15 protein-coding genes and 1 tRNA gene are annotated in these 22,331 nt (G+C 57.9%); 7 read left to right on the top strand and 9 right to left on the bottom strand.

Annotated elements, in window-relative coordinates; all coding sequences use genetic code 11:
• Positions 1 to 323: 323 nt before the first annotated feature.
• The 4 genes from VB780_RS20220 to VB780_RS20205 form a co-directional block, all read right to left on the bottom strand.
• Positions 324 to 3,491, bottom strand: coding sequence for an alkaline phosphatase (locus VB780_RS20220; protein ID WP_323352979.1), 3,168 nt, complete (start codon positions 3,489 to 3,491; stop codon positions 324 to 326).
• Positions 3,492 to 3,918: 427 nt separating this feature from the next.
• Entirely contained in the window at positions 3,919 to 7,785 is a 3,867-nt protein-coding gene (locus tag VB780_RS20215) for a glycerophosphodiester phosphodiesterase family protein (RefSeq protein ID WP_323352978.1), read from the bottom strand.
• 908 nt (positions 7,786 to 8,693) lie between these two features.
• Positions 8,694 to 9,923, bottom strand: coding sequence for a (E)-4-hydroxy-3-methylbut-2-enyl-diphosphate synthase (ispG, locus tag VB780_RS20210; protein WP_323352977.1), 1,230 nt, complete (start codon positions 9,921 to 9,923; stop codon positions 8,694 to 8,696).
• A 176-nt stretch (positions 9,924 to 10,099) separates the two neighbouring features.
• Positions 10,100 to 10,804, bottom strand: coding sequence for an MBL fold metallo-hydrolase (locus VB780_RS20205; RefSeq protein WP_323352976.1), 705 nt, complete (start codon positions 10,802 to 10,804; stop codon positions 10,100 to 10,102).
• Between the two features lie 143 nt (positions 10,805 to 10,947).
• Here VB780_RS20205 and VB780_RS20200 point away from each other — a divergent pair, with 143 nt between their 5' ends.
• Both VB780_RS20200 and VB780_RS20195 read left to right on the top strand, forming a co-directional pair.
• Positions 10,948 to 12,417 (top strand): site-2 protease family protein, encoded by a 1,470-nt coding sequence (locus tag VB780_RS20200; protein WP_323352975.1) that lies wholly within the window; start codon positions 10,948 to 10,950, stop codon positions 12,415 to 12,417.
• A gap of 43 nt (positions 12,418 to 12,460) precedes the next feature.
• Positions 12,461 to 12,853, top strand: a complete 393-nt coding sequence (locus tag VB780_RS20195; RefSeq protein WP_323352974.1) for a hypothetical protein — start codon at positions 12,461 to 12,463, stop codon at positions 12,851 to 12,853.
• 203 nt (positions 12,854 to 13,056) lie between these two features.
• Here VB780_RS20195 and VB780_RS20190 read toward each other — a convergent pair whose 3' ends face one another.
• Positions 13,057 to 14,448: an NCS2 family permease gene (locus VB780_RS20190; RefSeq protein WP_323352973.1), complete on the bottom strand. Its 1,392-nt coding sequence runs from the start codon at positions 14,446 to 14,448 to the stop codon at positions 13,057 to 13,059.
• Positions 14,449 to 14,806: 358 nt separating this feature from the next.
• Here VB780_RS20190 and VB780_RS20185 point away from each other — a divergent pair, with 358 nt between their 5' ends.
• Positions 14,807 to 15,367 (top strand): pyridoxamine 5'-phosphate oxidase family protein, encoded by a 561-nt coding sequence (locus VB780_RS20185; protein ID WP_323352972.1) that lies wholly within the window; start codon positions 14,807 to 14,809, stop codon positions 15,365 to 15,367.
• A gap of 100 nt (positions 15,368 to 15,467) precedes the next feature.
• Here VB780_RS20185 and VB780_RS20180 read toward each other — a convergent pair.
• Both VB780_RS20180 and VB780_RS20175 read right to left on the bottom strand, forming a co-directional pair.
• Positions 15,468 to 15,549, bottom strand: a tRNA-Leu gene (locus VB780_RS20180).
• Complete coding sequence (locus VB780_RS20175) at positions 15,528 to 16,394, bottom strand: M48 family metallopeptidase (protein ID WP_323352971.1); 867 nt, start codon at positions 16,392 to 16,394, stop codon at positions 15,528 to 15,530. The genes VB780_RS20180 and VB780_RS20175 overlap by 22 nt, the downstream gene beginning before the upstream one ends.
• Positions 16,395 to 16,544: 150 nt before the next feature.
• Here VB780_RS20175 and VB780_RS20170 point away from each other — a divergent pair, with 150 nt between their 5' ends.
• The 3 genes from VB780_RS20170 (at position 16,545) to VB780_RS20160 (ending at position 19,018) form a co-directional block, all read left to right on the top strand.
• Complete coding sequence (locus VB780_RS20170; RefSeq protein WP_323352970.1) at positions 16,545 to 16,910, top strand: EamA-like transporter family protein; 366 nt, start codon at positions 16,545 to 16,547, stop codon at positions 16,908 to 16,910.
• 144 nt (positions 16,911 to 17,054) lie between these two features.
• Complete coding sequence (locus VB780_RS20165) at positions 17,055 to 17,669, top strand: ParA family protein (protein ID WP_323352969.1); 615 nt, start codon at positions 17,055 to 17,057, stop codon at positions 17,667 to 17,669.
• Positions 17,670 to 17,899: 230 nt separating this feature from the next.
• Entirely contained in the window at positions 17,900 to 19,018 is a 1,119-nt protein-coding gene (locus VB780_RS20160) for a site-2 protease family protein (protein WP_323352968.1), read from the top strand.
• A gap of 623 nt (positions 19,019 to 19,641) precedes the next feature.
• Here the strand turns inward: VB780_RS20160 and VB780_RS20155 are convergent.
• Together VB780_RS20155 and cimA are read right to left on the bottom strand one after the other, a co-directional pair.
• A complete protein-coding gene (locus VB780_RS20155; RefSeq protein ID WP_323352967.1) occupies positions 19,642 to 20,007 on the bottom strand; it encodes a DnaJ domain-containing protein in 366 nt (121 codons plus the stop codon).
• A 105-nt stretch (positions 20,008 to 20,112) separates the two neighbouring features.
• The gene (cimA, locus tag VB780_RS20150) at positions 20,113 to 21,861 is read right to left on the bottom strand and encodes a citramalate synthase (protein WP_323352966.1); all 1,749 of its coding nucleotides are present in this window, start codon (positions 21,859 to 21,861) and stop codon (positions 20,113 to 20,115) included.
• Positions 21,862 to 21,978: 117 nt separating this feature from the next.
• Between cimA and VB780_RS20145 the strand changes: the two genes are divergently transcribed.
• Positions 21,979 to 22,314: a 2Fe-2S iron-sulfur cluster-binding protein gene (locus VB780_RS20145; RefSeq protein ID WP_323352965.1), complete on the top strand. Its 336-nt coding sequence runs from the start codon at positions 21,979 to 21,981 to the stop codon at positions 22,312 to 22,314.
• The last annotated feature ends 17 nt before the right edge of the window (positions 22,315 to 22,331 follow it).

The following is a 22,331-nucleotide window of genomic DNA, read 5'->3' as shown; positions in this document are numbered from 1 at the left end:
AAAACTCTTTTTCAGAAGTCTCCTAAGTTCAGAGACTACTCAGCCAAGTAAGGGGCTCCCCCAGTTTTTCGTAGTCTTGTACCAAATCCGACTCACAAAATCCCGATGCAAAACCGATACCTGGTAGGGGGCGTATAGACAGGATTTGGTATGAGATTGACCCGGATGCTACGGTGAGATGCCCCCACAAGACACTTGGTTTAAATCGAGGTTCCTCAAATCAGATTTTGTGTCAACCTCTGCGATCATTTTTTGCAGAAAAGTCCCCGTTCCTATGCAGAAACGGGGACTCTAAAGCTTAGACTTCAAGCTCTGAAATCGAACTAGACCGCCACAGGCTCAACCGAGTTAATCGTTACAACTAAATCGTTGAAGTCGTTGTCGGTCAGGTCTTCAAAGCCCCAGACGTTGCCATTACGCTGCACACGGATGCTGCCTAGGGCATTGTCTTCAATCGTGGCTAGGTTAGTCAGGCTACCGTCGATGAGCAGCGCCGGAGCATAGTAGGTGCCACCGGTCAGGGTCAGGTTGAGATCCGACGCGGTGTTGTTGGTTACAAACAACTCGGCATCGAGCAGGTTGGCCGCTACGGCCTCTTCATAGCCAGCCTGACCTGGGAGCAGACCACCAACTCGGCCCAGGGCATCGGTTTCGTAGAACCTCAGCACGTTGTCATAGGTTGCCTCGCGGGTCACGGTAACATCAACAACGACATCGCCGTCAATACCAGTCAAGTCAACCAGCTCAGCCACAGGCGGCTCAAACGCCTCATCCCCAAACAGGGTGCGGTACATCATCTCGTAGATGAAGGTGTTGTCTAGGGTGGAAGGCAGCAGATCGGCATTGAGACCATAGGCTTTAGAAACGATGCTGCCGGGGAAGTCGGGGGTGCCGACCCAGGCCACACCAAAATTGCCCATGGGGCCATCGATGCTATCCATAGCGGGGAAAGAATCCCAGGGGAACTCTTCGCTGCCCGTGCTACCTGTCGCACCATCCAGGAAAACAGGAGCGCCCTGTTCAGTTGTGGGGTTGGCGTAGATAAACGGTACCTCAGTTTCCTCTGCACCCAGAGCTGGCTCTGAGATGGCATTGCCTGAGGGACGGTCGTAGGGAGCAAACTGGAATACCTGTAGACCACCGGCATCGCTATCGGCAGCGGTGACTACCAGGGTATTGGGGTCAACGTTGTCGACGTAGTCCATGGCGACACCAATGGCCTCATCGGCCCGGCGCACCCCTTCGATAGTGCCTGCCGCATTGTTGCTGTTGCCGAAATTGTCGGTTCCCTCTTCCTCAAGCACCACAAAGAACCCGTCGGGATCGATCGATACCAGCTTGAGGGTGGCATCCAGCATTTCAGCAACAGTGGGAGCGGTTGCTACGTAGAGAGGCAGGGGAGAATCCGTATTCAGCCCCAAATCTTCTTCGGTGGTAGCGTCAAAGGTGGCCTCAGCCGCAAAGACACCCAGCAGCTTTTCGGGAGGATTGTCGCCATTCACAACGGCGTTCATCTGGTCTTCGGTATAGACCACGGTGTAGCCCAGGGATTCTGCCAGTTCAATTAGGTTGGTGGTAGGGCGACGCTCAGGGCGTGTTTCTTCTGCGCTCATGTCGGCGTCTACGTGGAACCCGGTTTCACCGATGGGCAGCATGTACAGCTCGCCACCGCCCATGATCACGTTGGTGCCAGAGCGAATAGTCTGCTCGATGATTTCGGCGTACTTGTCGCGGGCGCGGATGTCGTCGCCATCGCGGTTGGTGGTGGCGGCGGCAAAGGCAGCGGTGCCCGGCTCGGCCATTTGACCCGACTGAATCAGCGCGGTGGCTTTGCCAGCATCGATCGCTTCTTCCAGGATGGTTTTGCCCACATTGCCAGAGGCCGGTACCACAACGGAGTTGTCTTCTTCTAAACCAAAGGACTCGTTGAAGACCTTGACCCCGTTAGCGTGGGTGACGGCCCCGGCGTTGGAGGTGCCGGTCAGCTGGTTTTCCATGTGGCCCAGGTAGACCCCGGCATTAGACATTTTGTCCCAGTTGAGGCGACCGTCTGGCCCCTCGTCGATGTTGCGCAGCGCCATATAGTGAGATGGGCTGGTACCGTCGGGGTGAATGAAGATGACATTGCCAGTCTCAGCGGTGGGGGCAGGCGCAACCTTAGTTTCGTCAGGGATGCGAGACTCAAGTTCTACGTCGAACAGAGTTTCATACATCAACTCGTAGATGCCGGTATTGTCAACGGTGGAGGGCAGCTTCTCGGCGTTGAGGCCCTCAGCCTTAGAGACAATCGAGCCAGGGAAGTCAGGGGTACCGGCCCAGCCCACCGCAAAGTCAAAGACATCGCCATCGGCATCAGGGGCAGCCACAAAGGGTAGGGTGCCCACGCCGCCCACGCCATCGAGGGGGACCGGACGGTCTTCGAGGGTGGGGTTGTTGTTGATGGTGCCAACGGGTTCCCCTGCATCAACGGGGTCACGCACTTGCAACCCACCGGCATCGCTGTCGGCAGCGGTGATGATCAGGGTGTTTTCGTGGCGGCTGAGAAAGTCTTGGGCCACGCCGATCGCCGCATCGGCCCGCCGCACTCCCTCAATAGTGCCAGCAGCGTTGTTGTTGTTGCCAAAGTTATCGGAGCCTTCTTCTTCGACGATCGCGATCGAGCCATTCTCAAAGTTGGGGTGAGCCTCCATCAGCTGCTGGGTGACCTCCAGCATTTCGGCAAGGGTTGGCGCGGTCTCTAGGTAGAGGGGCAGACCGCGCTCAGCCAGCACTTCTTCGGGGCGATCGTTAAAGGTGTGAATAGGCGCGAAAACCCCCAGTACCTTTTGAGGCAGTGCCGACTGCTCTAGCAAGGAATACAGTTCGTCGCGGGTATACACCACGGTGTAGCCCAGAGATTCTGCTAGCTCAATCAGGTTTTCAGAGGGGCGACGGATGGCATCGCTGGCGATCGCGTCGTACTCGGCAGCGGTGCCGTGGAAGCCATCGGTACCCACGGGTAGCAGGGTCACCTCACCCCCAGCCAGAATGAAATCAACGCCGGAAGTAATCACCTGACGGGCAATCTCAGCGGTTTGGGCACGGGGCACAATGGTGCGACCATCGACTTCGACGTTGTCAGTCTTGGCCACAAAAGCAGCGGTGCCGGGTTCAAAAATAGCGCCCGACTGCACCAGCGCCGTCACCTTGCCTACATCCCGCGCTTCTTCCACGATGGTTTTGTCGGTGCCTGACAGCGCGGTGATGGCTGAGCCATCTTGCTCGAAACCAAAGGATTCAGCGAACACCTTGGCTCCGGTGGCGTGGGTCACCGCGCCACCATTGGAAGTACCGCCTAGGGTATCTTCCATGTGACCCAGGTAAACGGCAGCTTCGTCCAAGTTATCCCAGTTGAGCCGCCCGTCAGGCCCCTTGTCGGCAAAGCGAGCCGCTGCATAGTGCGAGGGACTAGCACCGTCAGGGTGAACGAAGATAACGTGATTATTGGCCATTGGTATGCTTCCTTACAGATTGTGTCTCTAAAACCGGGCAAGCTCTACGCAGCAACCTTTCATCTCGCCTAGTCCATCCCGATCGCTGCCAACCTTGGTAAAGCGCACTAAAGCAGACCACACGGGTTTCGACCGTGCGACGTCTCATTGCCTGAGCCTGATACCTCAGGATTGAGACAAAGGTTAGAGCGGGGCAACTCTCCCGATCTCTTTAGCGGGACTTAGGATTAAGCGTCGAGATCTGGTTACTTCTTGACCGCCGCTTGATAATCTCTCACGGGAACTTTAAAGAGAGGCTGACGTCGGGTTAACGTACCCCTGTAATTGGTTTAATCATTTTGGAAAGTTCTTAACTGCGACCGCCATTTCACCCCACCAACCTGTTAGCCAATGGAGTGAAATGGGGTGTAGCTTGGCTTAGGGCCGCTTAGACAACGGCCTCAGCCGAGTTGAGGGTGACGACGAGGTCGTTGAAGTCGAAGTCGTTTAGATCTTCGAAGCTCCAAACGTCTCCACTGCGCTGAATGCGAGACTGCCCCAGGGCCGCATCGGCGATCGTAGCCAGGTTTTCAGGGCGGCCTTGAATCAACAGCGCTGGCGCGTAGTAGGTGCCACCCGCTAACAGAATGGATTGATTGACAACGCTGAGGTTGTCGAGGGTTAATCCGGCTGCATCGAGCAGGTTGGCCGCAACCGCTGCCTCATAACCGGCTTCACCGGGTAGCAGCCCATCCACAGCACCCCGAGCATCGGTCTCATAGAATTTCAGGATGTTGTCGTAGGTTGCTTCGCGGCTCAGGGTAACATTCACGGCAACATCGCCATCGAAGCCGGTCAGGTCAACCAGCTCCGTGATAACGTCTCCAGCCAATCCGGCGACACCTAAACGAGCATCGAGATTCAAAGGCTGGTCAAGCTGAATTTCGATGATTTCGTTGTTGTCGATATCTGGCCCCCGACCAACGGAGAAGGGGTAGTTGTTATCGTTGGCCACCAAAATGGTGTCAGCATCGAGCACCAAGACATCCTCAATGGTTTGGAAGGGGAAGTCAAAGGTGGTACTGCCGTCGCCGTTGAGATCGTTGGGGTCGCTGATGTTCAACAAATCGACCAGCTCTTCCTTCTCGACAAAGCCTTCGCTATTGAGCTGAGACAGGTCAACTTTGAAGATCTTCTTGAACTCGGCTGCATCGCCCTGGTTGTTATCGCGCTCAATTACGAGAAACTCGTTGGCGTTGATGGGGGTAAAGTCGCCGATCGCATGGGTCGTCGATTCTAGCTGATACAGTCCTGCCAACCCTTCAAACGAACTGCTGGCTACATCAAATTCGTAGATGCGCAGCGAGCCAGCGGGGTCACCGACGACGGTGCCTTCAAGCATGGGGTAGAGGGTGGCGCGATCGGGGCTAAAGGCCATGCCCTCAAACCCACGGGAACCGCTCAGATTAGCCACCGCAGGCTCCTCAATGAAGGTGCTGCGGGCGGTGAAGCCGGTGCCGGGGAAGTCGGTAAAGAAGCCGTCTACCCCTAGATCAATGAATTGCTTGTATTCATTGATGGGGTCGCCCTCGTAGCTGTCGGGGAGAAAGAAGCTCTCGTCGCGCAGGGTATAGAGGTGAACCAGTAATCCGGCATCGTGGGCGTCTTGAATCAGGGTGGTTGGGGTGCCGGTGACGCGATCGCCGTCACTAATTGCCCCATCGCCATTTAGGTCATCGGGCTGACCGTTACCATCAGCATCCACCGTGCTTAGGGGCACAATGCGCTGTTTGTTAGGGCCAATGCCAGCGGCATACTCAGCAATTTCTGCCAAGCCAGCGGGGGTAGATAGGTCGGTGTAGGTGCGGGCATCGCCAGCGACCACAAAGTCGTAGGGTTGACCCGAGCCACCAAACAGCTGCACCAGGGGAATGTCGATGCCAGCGGCAGGCATGATGGTGTCGTTCAGCGTCTTCAGGTTGCTCACCTCAAAGGACTGGATGTAGACTCGGCTGGGGTCAGTAAAGCCTTCTGCCACCAGGGTTTCCACTAAAATTTCACTGGTGTTGAAGCCCTGCTGCTCAAAGAAGGTGGGGTGCTTGGTTTCGGGATAGATGCCGATCTTGCGACCGGTTTCAGCCTCGACCTCTTGCACCAGGTTGATTACCTCTGCCAAGGTAGGCACCTTCAGGCCATCGTTGTTGAACTCGGTACCCCGGATGGCCGGAATCCGCTCAATGGCGTTGAGCTGCTTGACCTCTGTCAGGGTAAAGTCTTCGGCATACCAGCCTCCGACTAAGCGCCCATCTAGCTCCTTTACAGTGAGGCGATCGGCGAACTCAGATCGCAGATAGACATCGGTGCTGGTATCGGTGTTGTTGATGACAGGATTGCCGTCGGCGTCGCGCTGAATCGTGCCGTCGGGGTTGAGAGCAACGACGGCCAGCAGCGGCTCGTGGCGAGCGATCAGCACGCCGTCTTTGGTCACAACCAGGTCAGGCTCGATGAAGTCTGCACCCTGGGCGATCGCCAGCTTATAAGCTTCCAGCGTGTGCTCGGGTCGCTCACCCGACGCACCCCGGTGGCCAATCACAATCGGCGCATCGCCCGTCAGCGTGTCAAACTCTGTAGTGGCCAGCACGTCAGGGTTTTGGGGAGAGCGGACGAAGTCACTGGTAATCTGGTCACGCACCAGGTCGCCCGTACCGGGAAAGTCGGTGAAATAGCCATCAACCCCTAGGTTGATGAACTGCTCAAATTCCTTATTGGGGTTGCCCTGGTAGTCAGAGGCCAAAAACCGACCTTCGTTGCGGAAGGTATAGGCGTGGACGAATAGCCCCGCATCATGGGCGTCAGGAATCAGAGTAGAGGGAGCTGTGGTCGTTTTATCGGCATCGTTGACTGCGCCATCGCCGTTCACATCGTCAGCGTTGCCATCGCCGTCAGCATCAACGCCTTCGACGGACACAATCATTCGCTTCCAGGGGCCAATGCCATCGGCGTAGGTAGCAATCTCGGCCAGTCCTTCAGCTGTTTGCAAATCGCCGTAGGTGCGGGTGTCGCCATTGACTGCAAAGTCGTAGGGGCGAGCGTTGGCATCCTGGTAAATCAGCGACCCATCCAGCGCCACATCGTAGGCATCGAGCAGCTGCACCAGAGGAATGTCGGTCTTGGTGTCCAGTTCCTTTAGGTTAGATACTTCAAAGGACTGAATGAAGACACGGCTGGGGTCGGTGAAGCCCGTTGCTTCTAGCGTTGCCAGCAGGAGCTCTTCCAACGACAGACCCAAGTCGTCGTGGTAGGTGGGGTGCTTGGTCTCAGGATAAATGCCGATTTTCTTGCCAGTATCTAACTCGGCCTGCTTGACCAGGTTAATCACCTCTTCAAAGGTCGGGATCTGGAATACGCCATCAAACGCATCCGTGCGGTAGTCCTGGGGCATGATGGCGCGCAGGGTCTTAATTTCCGCCAGGGTAAAGTCGGAGGCGAAAAATTCGTTTTCGTAGGTGACGCCATCAATTACGCCCGTGCGCTTGCGATCGGCAAACTCAGGGCGGCTAGCAACATCGGTGGTGCCTCCCAAAATTGGTTCGTGGCGAGCGATCAACACGCCGTCTTTAGTGGCTACCAGGTCAGGCTCGATGAAGTCGGCCCCATGGGCGATCGCCAGACTGTAGGCCTCCAGCGTGTGCTCCGGCAGTTCACCGCTCGCGCCCCGGTGGCCGATCACCAGCGGATCTTCGCCGTTAAGAGTGTTCAGGGAGTTGAGGTTGGGAGTGGCAATAGGCACATCTAGCAGCACGCCGCTGGCGTCAAAGTGCAGCAGGTAGGGGCCAAACTCTTCGCCAATCCAGATTTCACCGTTGCCGTCGATGACAAACGATTCCACATCAAAGTCAGCGCCAGTGAGGAAACGCTCTGTCGCCTCCCCATTCACAATATCGAAGGGAATCAGGCCGTTAGGGTCGCTGAGCTGCACAAAGCCCTGCACCTCAACGCTGGCATCTCCCGCCTCAGAACCAACAAAGCTGGGGTCAACCTGATACAGACGCAGCAGGTAGTCGGCGCTGTTAGACTTAGCGCCAAAGCCATTGTCAGACAAAAACCAAAAGGTAGACCCATCCCCACCAGGGGCAAACTGCACTCCGCTAAAGCCTTGCACCGGCTGGCCCTCAAAAGGCCCAGTGCGGCCATTGCCGGTCACGGGTGCGCCATTGCCATCGTCAGCACCAGCGGCGGGGCCAGCGGCAAAGGTGTCGGCAGGCAGCGCGGCAAAGCCAGTTAGCTCTGCACCCTGGGTTGTATCTAAAGCCATAGCTGTTGGGCTCTCCTAAGTAGCTCGGTTTAATCCGTTCAAACAGTCATCAAAAATCTCTGCCCAGCTAGTAACTCGGCAGACAGTTTTTAACCCTAATTTCCAGGGAAAATGCTCTCACAAAAGCTTTGAAGCAAGATTAAATACGGGCTACTTTAGGGTTAATTTTGTCTCCCTTTTCAATTAAGGCTAGTCAAGTTATGGCCACCAGATTTTCAACCCACAGCTAAGCCGCCTTAAATTCAAGCGTTAAACCAACTGCGCTGAGCACCGACATCAGCGTACTTAGAGTTTGGGCTGCTTACCTATCTAAATCCAGCGCTTGCTTCAAATCATCTGCCTCATTTAGATTGGTCTCGGTGCCTTGTCTTGCTTCCAAAAACACCCCTAAGCGCCAACATAAACGCTGCTACATCGCCGTCTAGCAACGTTTCCTCTAAAGCAGCTTTCAAATAAAGTGCCGCATAATTAGGGGCTGCAAGCTGAACCAACAAGTCACTGTTTATAATCTCTAACTGACATAGCTAGCCATTGGGTAATTTGTTCCCTGAATGGGTCGGGCGACGATTAGCCTGCTGCATAGGATGACCGATGCCGAGTAGGCGATCGGTCGCCGTTGGTGATAATTCCACCGTTAGAGGTTTTGATTATGCCAGAGCAAGGGGAAGCATTAAGCTGGGTTTGATGGGGCGTAATTGCCCTAATCAAGGGAAATTAGGGACTTGAATCGCCCCTGTGGGAGTGTTGCCAGACCATGAACCACTGCCGCAAGACCTTGTCTGAGGAGAGTGAAGCCATCCTAGAAGGGAAAGGTTCTTACACTCGTCCGTTTAAGAACCTTTCCCTCGGTGGGAGTGGTGGATGGACGTTGACCGTTGATGACTTACCCCTTCTGCGCTCTGCTGTTTTTAGGGCTCAACCCAGCGCCCGTCGGCCTTGATCAGGTTGATCAGCTCCGCCACGCCCTGATCTTCGGGCACCTTCTTGATCTCGTCGCGACCTCGGTACAGCGAAATGTAGCCGGGGGTTTTGCCCACGTAGCCGTAGTCGGCATCGGCCATTTCGCCCGGCCCGTTGACGATGCAGCCCATCACCGCAATATCTAATCCGGTTAGGTGCTTGGTGGCCTCGCGCACTTCGTGGAGCACGTCTTCGAGGTTGAACAGCGTGCGACCGCAGGAGGGACAGGCGACGTATTCCACCATGGTTTTGCGCAGCCCCAAGGCCTGCAAAATGCTGTAGCAGACGGGAATTTCTTTCTCCGGCGCTTCGGTCAGCGACACGCGAATGGTATCGCCAATGCCCTGGGCAAGCAGGGTGCCAATGCCAGCGGTAGATTTAATCCGCCCATACTCCCCATCCCCGGCTTCGGTCACCCCCAGGTGCAGGGGGTAGTCCATGCCCAGCTCGTCCATGCGGTGGCACATCAGCCGATAGGCGGCGACCATCACCGGCACCCGCGAGGCCTTCAGCGAAATCACCAGGTTGCGGAAGTCGAGGGATTCGCAGATGCGGATAAACTCTAAGGCGCTCTCCACCATGCCCTCGGGGGTGTCGCCGTAGGTAAACAGCATGCGCTCGGCCAGCGACCCATGGTTGACGCCGATGCGCATGGCCTTGCCTTGATCCCGCAGCGAAACCACCAGGGGCTCTAGGGTTTCGCGAATTTTGGTGCCGATGTCTTCAAACTCGGTTTGAGAATAGTCGGTGCGGCCCGCCTGGGGCTTTTCAAACACGTAGAGGCCGGGGTTGATGCGCACCTTGTCCACATGCTTGGCCACCTCTAGGGCGATCTTCATGCCGTTGTGGTGCACATCGGCCACCAGGGGCACGGGCTGGTAGGTGTCTTCTAAAATCTGACGAATGTCGGCCAGGGCTTTGGCGTGGGCCATGCTGGGCACGGTGACGCGCACGATTTCGCAGCCGATCTCGTGCAGGCGGCGAATGGCGGCGGCAGCGCCTTTAATATCCAGGGTGTCTTCGTTGATCATTGACTGCACCACCACCGGGTGGCCGCCGCCGATAGTGATACTGCCCACGGGCACCGGGCGAGTTTTGCGGCGGTGAATGGTGGTGTCGAAGGGGTCAAAGGCAGAGGGAACAGAAGCCTGGGAAACGGGGTTGGGAAGCGTTTGCATAGCCTTGGCTCAATGGTTGCCGGTGCTTAAAATACAGGGTGTAGCGACGATTTGGGCCGGTCTTGGGCGATCGCACATCCACTTCCCAGAGTGCCACAGAATGGCCGCCAAGGGATGCTAGGGCTGCAAAAACTGACCCTGAATCCTAGCTAAATGTGCTGCTCGATGCATTGACCTCAAAGCAGCGGCTGCACCCCTCGATAGGTCTCAATGTCGATCGCCTGAAGCCGTTCGTAGGCGCGATCGATGGTGCGCTGCCCCCGCAAAAAGCCCGTGCTCGCCCCCGGACAGATATGGGCCAGCGTCTCGGCAGAAAAGCGGGTTTTTAGCGCCCCCACCTGCTGGAGCTGCCGGGGCCAGTGGAAGGTTTTAGATAGGCGCAGCGGTTCTGGGTCTCCCACCCGGTTGGGCAGCAAGTGCCGCCCCGTAAACAGCACGCCGCCGTAGGCCCGGTAGTAGAGGCAGGCCGACCCCGGCGAGTGGCCCGGAGTCCAAAAAGCCTCTAGCTCGGGGCCAAAGTCAAACCGGTGGTGAAACGCGGTGGTGGGGGTATCGGGCAGCAGATAGGCCTCCTGTTCCTGAATCACCACTTCGCATCCCAGGGCTTTTTGGATTGCTGCGGCCCGGCCCAGCCCGCCCCGGTGGGTAATGAACAGCCGTTGCACACCGCCCTGGGCCGTCAGCCAGGCGCGATTTTCCTCATCCCAGGCCGGGGCATCGATGAGTAGATTGGCGGGCAGCCCCTCAGCTGTGTTGTTTACAATGAAGTAAGCGGTAGCTCCCTGGGTGTCGCGGTTGGGGGCGAAGGCGTAGACGGTGTCAAACACCGTTCGCGGAGCCTTGGGGCTGGGGGAGGAAACCGGCGCTGACGCTGCTGTCATAGAGACGGGTATAGGGGTGAGAAAAACCGTTGAAACGCCTATACTAACTGAATCCCGCCCCTGCCGCCTGGGCTAATTTTGTTGAATCAGCCGCCTAAAAACGGTGATTCTGGCTTCGATCGTTGCACTCCACTGGCTATTCGATGGTGTTTTTCTGGCTTATAGTTCTTGGTCTGCTGACCTATGTGCTGCTTCAGCGCAGCGTTAGCCGCATCACCCGTACCCCCGTGGGGCTGCTGTGGCTGGTGATGATGTTGCCAGCGTTTATTCTGACCGCCTGGGTGATGGTTAACGGCAACGAAGAGCCTGCCCCCACGGCCCTGCTGCTGGGTCTGTTTATTGCCTGCCCGATTCTTTACTGGGCGCTGATTCAAAAAGGGCGCATTGTGCCCCAGCCCGCCAAATCTGAGACCGAGACGGGTGAGGCCAACCCCTCGCCAACCCCTGCCCCCAAACCCGCCCTGCGCCCCATCGACAAAGACGAAGAAGCAATGCTTCAGGGCTGTTTTCCCTGGTCGGTGTATTACCTGCAAAACATTGAGTACCGCCCCCAGGCGATGATCTGCCGGGGGCAGCTGCGCTCTACGCCCACGGTGGCCTACGACACGGTAAAGGAGAATATTCGCCGCCACTTCGGCGATCGCTTCCTAGTGCTCTTTCAAGAAGGTCTTCAGGGCAAGCCGGTGTTTGCCCTGGTGCCCAACCCTCAGGTGGAGAAGGGCGATCGCACCACCCAAACCCTCACCCGCCCAGGGCTAGCCCTGGGTCTGCTGCTGGTCACCCTGTTTACCACCACCGCCGTGGGCACCTACCTGGCGGGCGTCACCGAAGAACAGCTCCAGGCCACGCCCACGCTGATTTTGCAGGGCCTGCCCTACGCCCTGGGCCTGCTGGTGATTCTCGGTTGCCACGAGATGGGACACTACCTGGCGGCCCGCCGCTACAAGATGCGGGTCACGCTGCCCTACTTCATTCCGGTGCCGTTTTTCTTGGGCACCCTCGGCGCTTTCATTCAGATGAAGTCGCCGGTGCCCAACCGCCGCGCTCTGTTTGACGTGGGTATTGCCGGGCCGCTGGCGGGGCTGGTGGTGGCGGTGCCGCTGCTGCTGTGGGGGCTGAGCCAGTCCACCATCGTGCCCATTCCCGAAACCGGCGCTAGCCTGCTGAATTTTGAAGCCCTAGATCCCAAGGCTTCCCTGATGCTGACCCTGCTCTCGAAGCTGGTGCTGGGGTCAGCGGTGGCGGCTGACCAGGCGATTCACCTGCACCCGATCGCGATCGCGGGCTGCCTAGGCTTAGTAGTCACCGCCCTCAACCTCATGCCCGTGGGCCAGCTCGACGGTGGCCATATCGTCCACGCCATGTACGGCCAGCGGATTGGCGGCATTGTGGGCCAGGTGGCCCGGCTGCTGGTGTTTGGCCTCGCCCTGGTGCACCCCGAGCTGATGATTTGGGCAATTCTGCTGTTCTTTATTCCGGCGGCAGACCAGCCCGCCCTCAACGATGTCAGCGAGCTAGACGACCGCCGAGACCTGCTAGGGCTGGTGGCCTTGACACTGTTGGTTATGATTGTGCTGCCAGCGCCGGGCATTCTCACCCGGCTGCTGTACTAGCCCCAGGGCTGTCCCCGTTCTGGCCGTTGTTCTGGTAACCGCCATGTCCCAAGACCTGACCCAGTGGATTACGGAGGTGCGCACCCTCCAGCGGCAGCTGGCCGACACCCAAAAAGAGCGCGACCAGGCCTACAACAGCGCCGCCAACTGGCGACGTCTCTATGAAACCGAAGCCCGGCAGCGGCGTGAAGAGGCGGCCGAGTTTCAGGCTCAGATCGACGCGCTTCAGCGCCGCCTCGACGCCGACCCCGGTGCCGTGCTAGAGAAAGACCTGTCCACCGTTAACTCTCTCCAGGAGCTTCAGCAGCGCCTCGATGGGTTGGTGCAGCAGTGCCAAGACCTTACCCAAAAATTGCAGGCCGAGCAAGCGGCCCACGCCCAAACCCGCCAAACCCTGACCGCCGCCCTAGGCGACACCTTCGACGCGCTGAAGTAAGGAACTTTACCCCCCTTTTTAAAGCGGGGCAGGGGGGGCGCTACCACGCCGCAGAATCAAGATCCCCCGCTGCGCTGCCCCCTTAAAAAGGGGGTTTTCAAGACCTTGCTCCATTACCCCCCTTTTTAAGGGGGGCAGGGGGGATCAGCAGGGGAATAACGCTGCGGCAAATCGCTTGTCAAACGCCCTCTTGGGATCTGTCCCTAGCCGCCTGCGACGAAGATATAGCGCAGCAAGAAGATAGCGGCCAAAATCCACATGCCGATGCTGGTCTGCGACATTTTGCCCTGGAACGCTTTGACCAGTGGGTAAGCAATCAGCCCCATGGCCAGACCTTCAGCGATGGAGAAGGCCAGGGGCATCATGATGATGGTGAGAAAAGCGGCGATCGCATCGGCGGGTTCATCCCAATCGATACTCTTTGCCGCCGACATCATCAGCACCCCCACAATGATCAGCGCGGGGGCCGTTGCAAAGACGGGAATGCCCTGCAACAGAGGAATAAACAAGATCGAAACCAAAAACAACGCCGCCGCCACTAGGGCCGTAAAACCACTGCGGCCCCCTTCGGCAATCCCCGAAGCCGACTCAATGTAGGTGGTCACCGTAGAGGTGCCCAGCACAGCCCCAGCCGTGGTGCCCACGGCATCGGCCATAAACGCCTTTTCGACTCCGGGGAACTTACCCTCGCTGTCGATGTAGCCTGCCTTGCTGCCCAAGCCGGTTAGGGTGCCAATGGTGTCAAACAAATCTACAAACAAGAACACGAAGATGATGCTCACCATCTCCCAGAAGTTGATGCGAAATAGCTCGCCCAGCCCCACAAATGCCTGACCAAATAGGTCGGTAGGCGCGGCGGGTACGGCCATCAACCCCGTGGGCCAGGGGGAAACACCCAACAGCCAGGCCAGCACAGAGGTGCCCAAAATTCCCCACAGCAGCGCCCCGGTCACCCGGCGGGCAAACAGCCCTGCCGTAATCGCCAGGCCCAATAGCGCCATGGCCGTTTGGGGCGATCGCAGGTTGCCCAACGTCGTAAAAGTCGCCTCCGACGGGGCAATAATGCCCGCCCCCTTGAGGGCGATGTAGGCAATAAATAGTCCAATCCCCGCCGTAGTTGCGTGCTTCACCGCCTCGGGAATCGCTTCCACAATCTGACTGCGCACGTTGGTAATGGTCATGAGGATGAAGATAATTCCCTCAATGAACACGGCGGCCAGGGCCACCCGCCAGTCGATGCCTAGGCCCAGCACCACCGTAAAGGCAAAGTAGGCGTTAATGCCCATGCCAGGGGCCAGCAAAAAGGGCAGTTTGGCATAGAGCGCCATCACCAGCGTCGCCAGGGCCGCAGAAACCCCTGTGGCAACTACCAGTTCCCCAAACAAATCTCCCGATTCGTTGAGAAAGATGGCATTCGACAAAATGGCCGGGTTCACAATCAAGATATAAGCCATTGTCACAAACGAGGTGAACCCCGCCAGCACCTCGGTGCGAAAGTTGGTGCGCAGAGCCTCAAAGTTGAAAAATTCCGCCACTTTATTCGTTGGGCCAGCGCTGGGGGGCGCCTGGGGCAGATTTTGAGTGGGTTGGGTCACAGTAGAACTCCTTAACAAGTAGGTACATAACTGGCCAGGCTGTCCCCACAGGGCCAATTGGCTTAGCCCTAAGTCCACGACATCTCCCCGGTTGAATCTGTTATGGTCGCTACAACGACCTATTTTTTGATGCACACTGTTACGTCCATACCCCATATCCCTAGGCTGACTTGGGGCGCTCGGCAACCTTCATCGGGTTCAATTACTTCCGCCAGGGCCAGCGCGTGCCCATTTCTGTGGCCGCTGACCAACCCAGGTACAGCACCAATAAAGCAATTCCCAACAGAAAAGGGCCAATATCGTCGGGCATGGGTGGGATGATCTAGGGTGAACAAAGCTGCGCTTTAAACCCTAAACCATGACGATCGCCACCGCTGCCAACGACTGGGTAAACACCGTTGACAGCCAGAATCCAGAGGTCATTGAGAAGGCCCAGCACCTGCTCGCGGGCACTATCTACTGCACTCTCTCGACCTGTTCTGCCGATGGCCTGCCCTGGGCCTCCCCGCTATTCTTCGCCTACGACCCAAGCTGGACGCTCTACTGGGCCTCTGCGATCGCCTGCCAGCATTCGCAAAACTTGGCCGCTAATCAGGGAAGGGGCGCGATCGCCATCTACAGCACCCAACCTGAGGTGGGCAAAGGCCAGGGGCTCTACCTCACGGGCACCGCAACCGAGCTGGGGCCAGAGAATGTAAGCCGGGTGATTTCGCTGCTCGACCAGCGCTCTAGGCCAGGCCCCCAGCGCCGCGCCGCAGCCTATCTGCCTCCATCGCCCCGGCGGCTTTACCAGTTCACGCCCCAAATGGTTTGGATCACTGGGGAGCGCCAAGCCGTAAACGACCCTGACCTAGCAGAGGTTTTAGTGGACACCAAAATTCAGCTCGACCTAACAACGCTAGTTGCAGCAACTCTCTAGAAAAGAGAGGCTCGCCACAACAGCGCCACGAAGCAACCCGGTACGATGCCGATCGTCGGTTCGCGTGGATAGGCTGTCAAAATTCAGCTTTTCAACTCAATGGGCGGAGCGAGACTCGAACTCGCACAACCGAAGTCGCCACATTTTGAGTGTGGTGCGTCTACCAATTCCGCCATCCGCCCTTGGATGCGCTCTCATTATACTCAACTGCGGGGCGTTTAACTAGCTGGTAGTAATCATTGGTGGTGGCCCAGCGATCGATTTCGCGGGCGCGCAGCACGGGCACCGGGTGGGTGAGCCCCTGGGTACGCACCTGCTTGAGGGCATCGCCGATGGCGTCGTCGCTGAGGCTGTCGTAGGCGCGGGCCTGGTCGATAAAGGCATCGACATTGAGCTGATTGACCAGGGAGGGCGAACCACCGCAGAGCTTCATCAGCAAAGAGGCGACAATGCGAGGGTCTTGGGCAACCAGCAGGGCGGCGCGATCGCAGGTAAACTCGGCACAGCGCACCCACTCCATCAGCTGATTTTGAAGACTCTGGGCCATCACCTCGCCCAGGGGCAGCTGGCTGGCAGCCATCGTGATCAGGTTTGCCAGGGTCAGGTAAACGCTGTGCTCACACTTGAGGTGGCCCAGCTCGTGGGCGATCACCGCCTGGGTCTCTTCGGGCGTCAGCAGTTCGATCAGCGCCGTGTGAATGACAATAAAAGGCTGCTCGCCCCGCATGGCAAAGGTGTAGGCGTTGGGCACCGGGTTTTGGCGCACGTAGAGCTGGGGCACCTCTAGGTCGAGAATGCGGCAGGCTTCAACTAGGGACTGGTACAAGTCGGGCAGCTGGCGATCGCTCACCTGCAAACTCGACGCCAGATGATCGAGATGAAAAAACCGCTCCGCCAGGGGAGCCAGGGCCATGCGCACCATCACATCCAGCCCCGGCAGTTGCTTCAGAGCGCGGGTGGCTTCGAGATCGAGGGGGTGGCGAAACTGGTCGGCGCGTAGCCCAACCAGGAGGGTCTTACCAGTCATAATTCAGGGGGCTATGCAGTGACTTCTATCGTAGCTTGAGGAAACCAGCTTCGCGGGCGGGTGAGTTTCCTTTGGCCCCTAAGTTCGCTACCATACGCCTCTGGCTGATGTAGTTAAATCTGTAGCCCTGATCTGTCCCGAGGACATGCCGTGACCCCCCAGGAATTTGGTCTACTGTTGATTTCGGTCATTGCTAGCTCCTGTGGCCAGCTTCTTCTTAAGCTGGGGGCCTTGCAGTTGGGCAAAGTCACTGGTGCCAATGCCCTCAGCCATATTTTGAGCATTGCCACAACGCCCGCTCTGCTGGCGGGTCTGGCCGCCTACGGGGTCGGGGCGATTACCTACATTCTGCTGCTGACGCGGGTTAACCTCAGCGTGGCGGCTCCATCGGCTTCGCTAATTTATTTTGCCTCGGTCATTATTGGCGTAGTTGTCTTTAAAGAGGATCTCTCCTTTGGGCGGCTGGTGGGGCTGGGTTTGATTATGGGTGGGGTGGTGCTGGTGGCCTCTCGGTAACGCTGCAAGAGTGCTGACTAGCGCTACCCTTACGGCACGGGCATCTCTCCCTTGCTGGCAGCCAGGGCAACCCTGGAGAATGGTGCCAGTCTCTGGTTTTAAAACAGCCAGGCCGAAGCCCCGCGCCGGCCCAACCCCCAGCCTATGATTGTGACCGTAGCCAGCTTTAAAGGAGGCGTGGGCAAGACCACCACCGCCATTCATCTGGCGGCTTTTTTGCAGGGCTACGCCGAAACCCTGCTGATCGACGCCGACCCCAACCAGTCGGCTCTGGCCTGGGCCAGCCGGGGAGAGCTGCCCTTTGTAGTGGTTGACCAGTGGCAGGCGAGGGAACTCCCCACCCCCCACGGCCACGTGGTGATCGATACCCAGGCCCGCCCTATTGCCGACGATCTGGCTCTGCTGGCCGCCTCCTGCGACCTGCTGATCTTGCCCACCACCCCTGATATTCTGGCCCTCGATGCCCTGGCGCTGATGGTGCAGCACCTGGCTGGGCTGCCCATTGCCCCCTACCGCATTTTGCTGACGATGATTCCGCCCTACCCCAGTCGGGCTGGGGCCGAGGTCAGAGCTATGCTCACTACCACCGGGCTACCGCTGCTGGAGGGGGGCATTCGCCGCTATGCTGTTTTTCAAAAAGCGGCCCTGGCCGGTACGGCAGTCTACGACGTAAAAGACCCCAAGGCCGAGCTGGGCTGGCAGGACTATGCAGCGATCGGTCGGGAGATCTTGGCCTATGAGCCGAGGATAGGGAATTAAGGAGATGGGGGATGGGGAAATCCTTAGATTTTTGCTTTTTGCCTTAGTGTGGCCTCCTCACCTCCCTCACCCTCCTCACCTCTCCTGCGCCAACCCGCCCTCAATACTTCGGTTCTCCCCACTCCGGCAGATTAGAGCTTCGTTAACAGTTCGTTACAATGAGTCCACTGGATAGGAAATGCGTCTCAAGATTCACTTTCCTATCCTCAGGTTTTAATATGAGGTGCCCTATGAATGGCAACTTACGGGTAGGGAATCTGTTTGGTATTCCCTTTTATGTGAACGTGTCTTGGTTCTTGGTGCTGGCCCTGGTGACGTGGCAGTACGGCAGCGGCTTAGCGGCGGCGTTTCCGGCCTTGGGCGGATCACTGCCCTGGGTCTTAGGGTTGGCCGCAGCGCTGATGCTGTTTGCCTCGGTGCTGGCCCACGAGCTGGGACACAGCGCTGCGGCGATGAATCAGGGCATTGGCGTTAACTCGATTACGCTGTTTTTGTTCGGCGGTTTGGCGGCCCTAGAGAAAGAGTCTGAGACGCCGAAAGGGGCATTTCAGGTGGCGATCGCAGGCCCCCTAGTCAGCTTTGCTCTATTTGGCCTGTTCTCTGTTGCCGGACTAATCTTGCCCCTCTCTGGCCCGATCGCAGGCATTGTGTCGCTGTTGGCTTACATCAACCTGGCGCTGGGTGCCTTTAACCTCATCCCCGGTCTGCCCCTGGATGGCGGCAATGTGCTGAAGTCGCTGGTGTGGAAGATCACGGGTCAGCCCCACAAAGGTCTGGTGTTTGCCAGCCGCGTGGGTCAAGGGCTGGGCTGGACGGCGATCGCCCTGGGTATTGGCTCTATTTTGGGCATTAGCCCCGTGGGCAGCATTTGGACGCTGCTGATTGGCATCTTTCTGCTGCAAAACGCCAACCGCACCGCTCAGTTTGGTACGGTGCAGGGCCGCTTGGCCGGCCTAACGGCCCAAGACGCTCTGGCTAAAGACAGCCCGGTTGTGGAAGCCAATACCTCGCTGCGGGAGTTTGCCGACAATGCTCTGCTGGCCGCTCCTTCGGCCTGGCGCAAGTTTTTGGTGGCCGACGAAACAGGTCTGCTGGTGGGTACGGTACTCGTCGATGCCCTCAAGCAGGTGCCCCGCGAGCAGTGGGCCGAGACCACCGTCGCCGCCATTATGGAATCGGCTGGTGACATTGTGACGGTGGGTGTCGAGCAGCCGCTGATGGAAGTGATTAAAACCCTGGAGACCCGGAAGATTCAGGCGCTGGCGGTGATTGGTAACGATGGCTCTCTGGCGGGTCTGCTAGAGAAGACCTCGATTCAGAATTTGCTGCAATCGCCCCAGGCGGCCTAACCGCTGATAAAGCACATTAGCTCAAACGCAGACCAGAGTTTTTTGGTCTGCGTTTTTTGCGATCGGTCATTTCAAAATATTGGACTGTGGACTATCGGGGTTTGGGCGGGCGGGCGTTTATTGGTAGCTCTGAGCAACCTACGTTTATGGTATTCCGGTCGGTTGGTGAAGACTATTAACAGGGGTAGTATCGACTAGGTGTAAGAGGGCGTTTGAAAAGTGATTTCCTGTAGTTTTAGTCACCTGCCGATCCCCCCTGCCCTCCTTAAAAAGGGGGGTAAAAGTCCCCCTTTTTAAGGAGGGCAGGGGGGATCTCCACTTTTGCTACAAGAAATAGGACTTTTCAAACATCCTCTAACGCTTGATCACGCCTAGTGCTGCCTCAAGACTAAAAATTAGGGTTCTCGTAGATCCTATTTAGGATTGACAGACTACTCGCTCTGGCCGACTGACAAAACTCCTGAAACCCTTGTCCTGCCGTAGGTTGGGTTAGCTTTAGCGTAACCCAACAAGACCATTACTGGTGTTGGGTTTCGCTTCACTCAACGCCAACCTACATGAGAACTTTTGTCCGTCAATCAGCCACTCGCTACTTAGCTAGCTGCTAAAAAGTAACCAAAACTCTAGCTATAGCGGTCTAGGAGATCCCCGAGCAAGTCTTCGAAGCGGCCAAAGCGGCCAAATTCCATTTCATCAAAGTCATCATTTTGTCTGTTGCTGGGGTGGCTAGTGGACGCATACCCTTTCTCGGCCTTTTTCCATTGGGCACCATAGCGATCGTACTGGCGGCGTTTCGCCGGGTCTGAGAGCACTTCGTAAGCTTCGTTTAGGGCTTTAAATTGCTCTGCCGCTGCCACGTCGTTGGGGTTGAGGTCGGGATGAAGCTGACGCGCGAGTTTTCGATAGGACTGTTTGATGGTCAGCAGGCTCGCCTGTCGATTTACCTTTAAGACTGCGTAGTAATCGGTCGATTCTGGGGGAGTTGGCATCGTTTCGCTGTCTAATTACCCGCTGGTAAAAACCCAGCCTCGTCTTTTTCATTATGTTGGGCGATCGCAAGTCGGCCACAAAGCAGGTCACGCCCAAAGCTGGCCTTACTCAAAGCCCAGCTCTTGCTTGAGCTTAGCCAGAGCGGTTTCGCGGGTCTTTTGCAGGGCCGCATCGGCGTCAAACCGATCGATTTCGCCGCCGATCGCACAGTGAGGCCGCGCGGTTTCCATCATCAGGCCATACTCCAGCCCTTCGGTGACGGCCTGGTACGAGGCTTCGATAATGTTGGTCGAAACCCCCAGGGTCGTCCAGCGTTGGGCACCGTTGCTCGACTCCACCAGGACGCGCGTTTTCGCCGCCGTGCCCGCGCCGCTGTCGATGATGCGCACCTTGTAGTCAGACAGGTGAAAGTTGGCGATCGCCGGGTAAAAGGTCAGCAGCGCCTTCCGCAGAGCCGTGTCTAACGCCGCCACTGGCCCGTTGCCCTCCGCCGCCGCGAGAATCTCTTCTTCGCCTACCATGACTTTGATGGTGGCGAGGGATTGGCTGCTGTGGTCGTCGCCGTTGCCCTGGTGCTGGCAGTTGATGTAGAAGCCCTTGAGGTCAAAGAAGCGGGGGCGATCGCCCAGCGTCTCCCGCATTAGCAGCTCAAAGCTGGCCTCGGCGGCCTCAAACTGGTAGCCCTCGTGCTCCAGTGCTTTGAGCCGGGTGAGCAACTGGCGCGAGGCGGGATCTTTGCGATTCAAATTCAGCCCAAAGCTGCGAGCCTTGGCCAGCACGTTGCTCAGCCCCGCCTGGTCAGACACCACAATGCGGCGGCTGTTGCCCACCGTGGCCGGGTCGATGTGCTCGTAGGTCTTCGGCTCGCGCTCCACCGCGCTAACGTGAATGCCGCCCTTGTGGGCAAAGGCCGATCGCCCCACGTAGGGCGCGTGGTCGTCGGGGGCCAGATTCACCACCTCGCTAATAAAGCGGCTGGTTTCGGCTAGGGTCTCTAGCCCGGTGGGGGCAATGCAGGGGTAGCCCAGCTTGAGCTGTAAGTTAGGGATCAGCGTGCAGAGGTTGGCGTTGCCGCAGCGTTCGCCATAGCCGTTGATCGTGCCCTGCACCATCGTTGCGCCAGCTGCCACCGCCGCCATGGCGTTGGCCACCGCCGTGCCGCTGTCGTTGTGGGTGTGAATGCCAATATGGGGCCGCGGTTCCGGTAAAGATTGCAGCCAGGTATTTACCGCCGCGACAATTTCACCGACGGCTTGAGGTAACGTACCGCCGTTGGTGTCGCACAGCACCAGCCACTCGGCCCCGGCATTCACCGCTGCACCTAAGGTTTCTAGGGCATAGTCTGGGTTCGCCAAATATCCGTCAAACCAGTGCTCGGCGTCGTAGATTACTCGGCGGCCCTGGCTGCGAAAGTAGCGAATGGTGTCGTCGATCATGGCCAGGTTTTCGGCCAGGGTGGTTTGCAGGCCGGTGGTGACATGCAGATCCCAGGATTTGCCGAAGAGGGTAATCCATTCGGTGCCTGCGGCCAGCACGGGTTGCAGCATCGGCTCTTCGGCGGCGACTTTGCCGGGGCGGCGGGTCGAGCAAAAGGCGGTGATGCGGGCCTGGGTGAGGGGAGTTTCTTTGAGCTGCCAGAAGAACTGCACATCTTTGGGGTTGGCCCCCGGCCAGCCGCCTTCGATAAAGGGCACCCCTAGGGCATCGAGCCGCCGCGCAATGCGAATCTTATCCTCAATCGACAGGGCTAACCCCTCCCGCTGGGCACCATCGCGCAGGGTGGTGTCGTAGATATAAATAGGGGTGCGTTGCCCCTCAAGGGTCGGACGTTGCCCATTGCGCTGCTCAGCCATAGCCACTGGTGACCTAAACGATTCAGTTATCTAGCGTAAGCCCTGGGTTAGGGATGCTTGAGGGGAAGGGGGCGATCGCGTTATAAAACGTAGATATTCTGCCAGCAAAGGAAAGCCATGCCCACCATCACCGCCCAGGGAAAGACGATCGCCTGCGAAACCGGGGCCAACCTGCGCCAGGTCTTACTGGCCAACGGTGTGGACTTGTACAACGGCCAGGCGAAGGTGATCAACTGCCGCAGTCTTGGCACCTGCGGCACCTGCGCGGTAGAAATCCACGGCGAAGTCTCAGCGGTTAATTGGAAAGACAATGCGCGGCGATCGCTGCCCCCCCACGACCCTGCGCGCAACCTGCGCCTGGCCTGCCAAACGCGGGTGCTGGGCGACATCGCCGTCACCAAATACGATGGCTTTTGGGGCCAGGGGGAACAGGTGGTTTGGGCCTCAGCATAAGGTCTGGGCTAGAGATT

Origin of the sequence: Leptolyngbya sp. CCNP1308 (genome assembly GCF_034932455.1) — a bacterium.
Taxonomy (GTDB): domain Bacteria; phylum Cyanobacteriota; class Cyanobacteriia; order Phormidesmidales; family Phormidesmidaceae; genus Nodosilinea.
This window is presented reverse-complemented; position numbering and strand designations above follow the sequence as displayed.

What these genes read in the sequence shown, in the direction of transcription:
- VB780_RS20155 (WP_323352967.1), bottom strand. Translation starts at nt 20,007, where the DNA reads ATGCCAACTCCCCCAGAATCGACCGATTACTACGCAGTCTTAAAGGTA.
- VB780_RS20160 (WP_323352968.1), top strand. Translation starts at nt 17,900, where the DNA reads ATGAATGGCAACTTACGGGTAGGGAATCTGTTTGGTATTCCCTTTTAT.
- VB780_RS20175 (WP_323352971.1), bottom strand. Translation starts at nt 16,394, where the DNA reads ATGACTGGTAAGACCCTCCTGGTTGGGCTACGCGCCGACCAGTTTCGC.
- VB780_RS20165 (WP_323352969.1), top strand. Translation starts at nt 17,055, where the DNA reads ATGATTGTGACCGTAGCCAGCTTTAAAGGAGGCGTGGGCAAGACCACC.
- VB780_RS20145 (WP_323352965.1), top strand. Translation starts at nt 21,979, where the DNA reads ATGCCCACCATCACCGCCCAGGGAAAGACGATCGCCTGCGAAACCGGG.
- ispG (WP_323352977.1), bottom strand. Translation starts at nt 9,923, where the DNA reads ATGCAAACGCTTCCCAACCCCGTTTCCCAGGCTTCTGTTCCCTCTGCC.
- VB780_RS20220 (WP_323352979.1), bottom strand. Translation starts at nt 3,491, where the DNA reads ATGGCCAATAATCACGTTATCTTCGTTCACCCTGACGGTGCTAGTCCC.
- VB780_RS20185 (WP_323352972.1), top strand. Translation starts at nt 14,807, where the DNA reads ATGACGATCGCCACCGCTGCCAACGACTGGGTAAACACCGTTGACAGC.
- VB780_RS20195 (WP_323352974.1), top strand. Translation starts at nt 12,461, where the DNA reads ATGTCCCAAGACCTGACCCAGTGGATTACGGAGGTGCGCACCCTCCAG.
- VB780_RS20205 (WP_323352976.1), bottom strand. Translation starts at nt 10,804, where the DNA reads ATGACAGCAGCGTCAGCGCCGGTTTCCTCCCCCAGCCCCAAGGCTCCG.
- VB780_RS20200 (WP_323352975.1), top strand. Translation starts at nt 10,948, where the DNA reads ATGGTGTTTTTCTGGCTTATAGTTCTTGGTCTGCTGACCTATGTGCTG.
- VB780_RS20215 (WP_323352978.1), bottom strand. Translation starts at nt 7,785, where the DNA reads ATGGCTTTAGATACAACCCAGGGTGCAGAGCTAACTGGCTTTGCCGCG.
- cimA (WP_323352966.1), bottom strand. Translation starts at nt 21,861, where the DNA reads ATGGCTGAGCAGCGCAATGGGCAACGTCCGACCCTTGAGGGGCAACGC.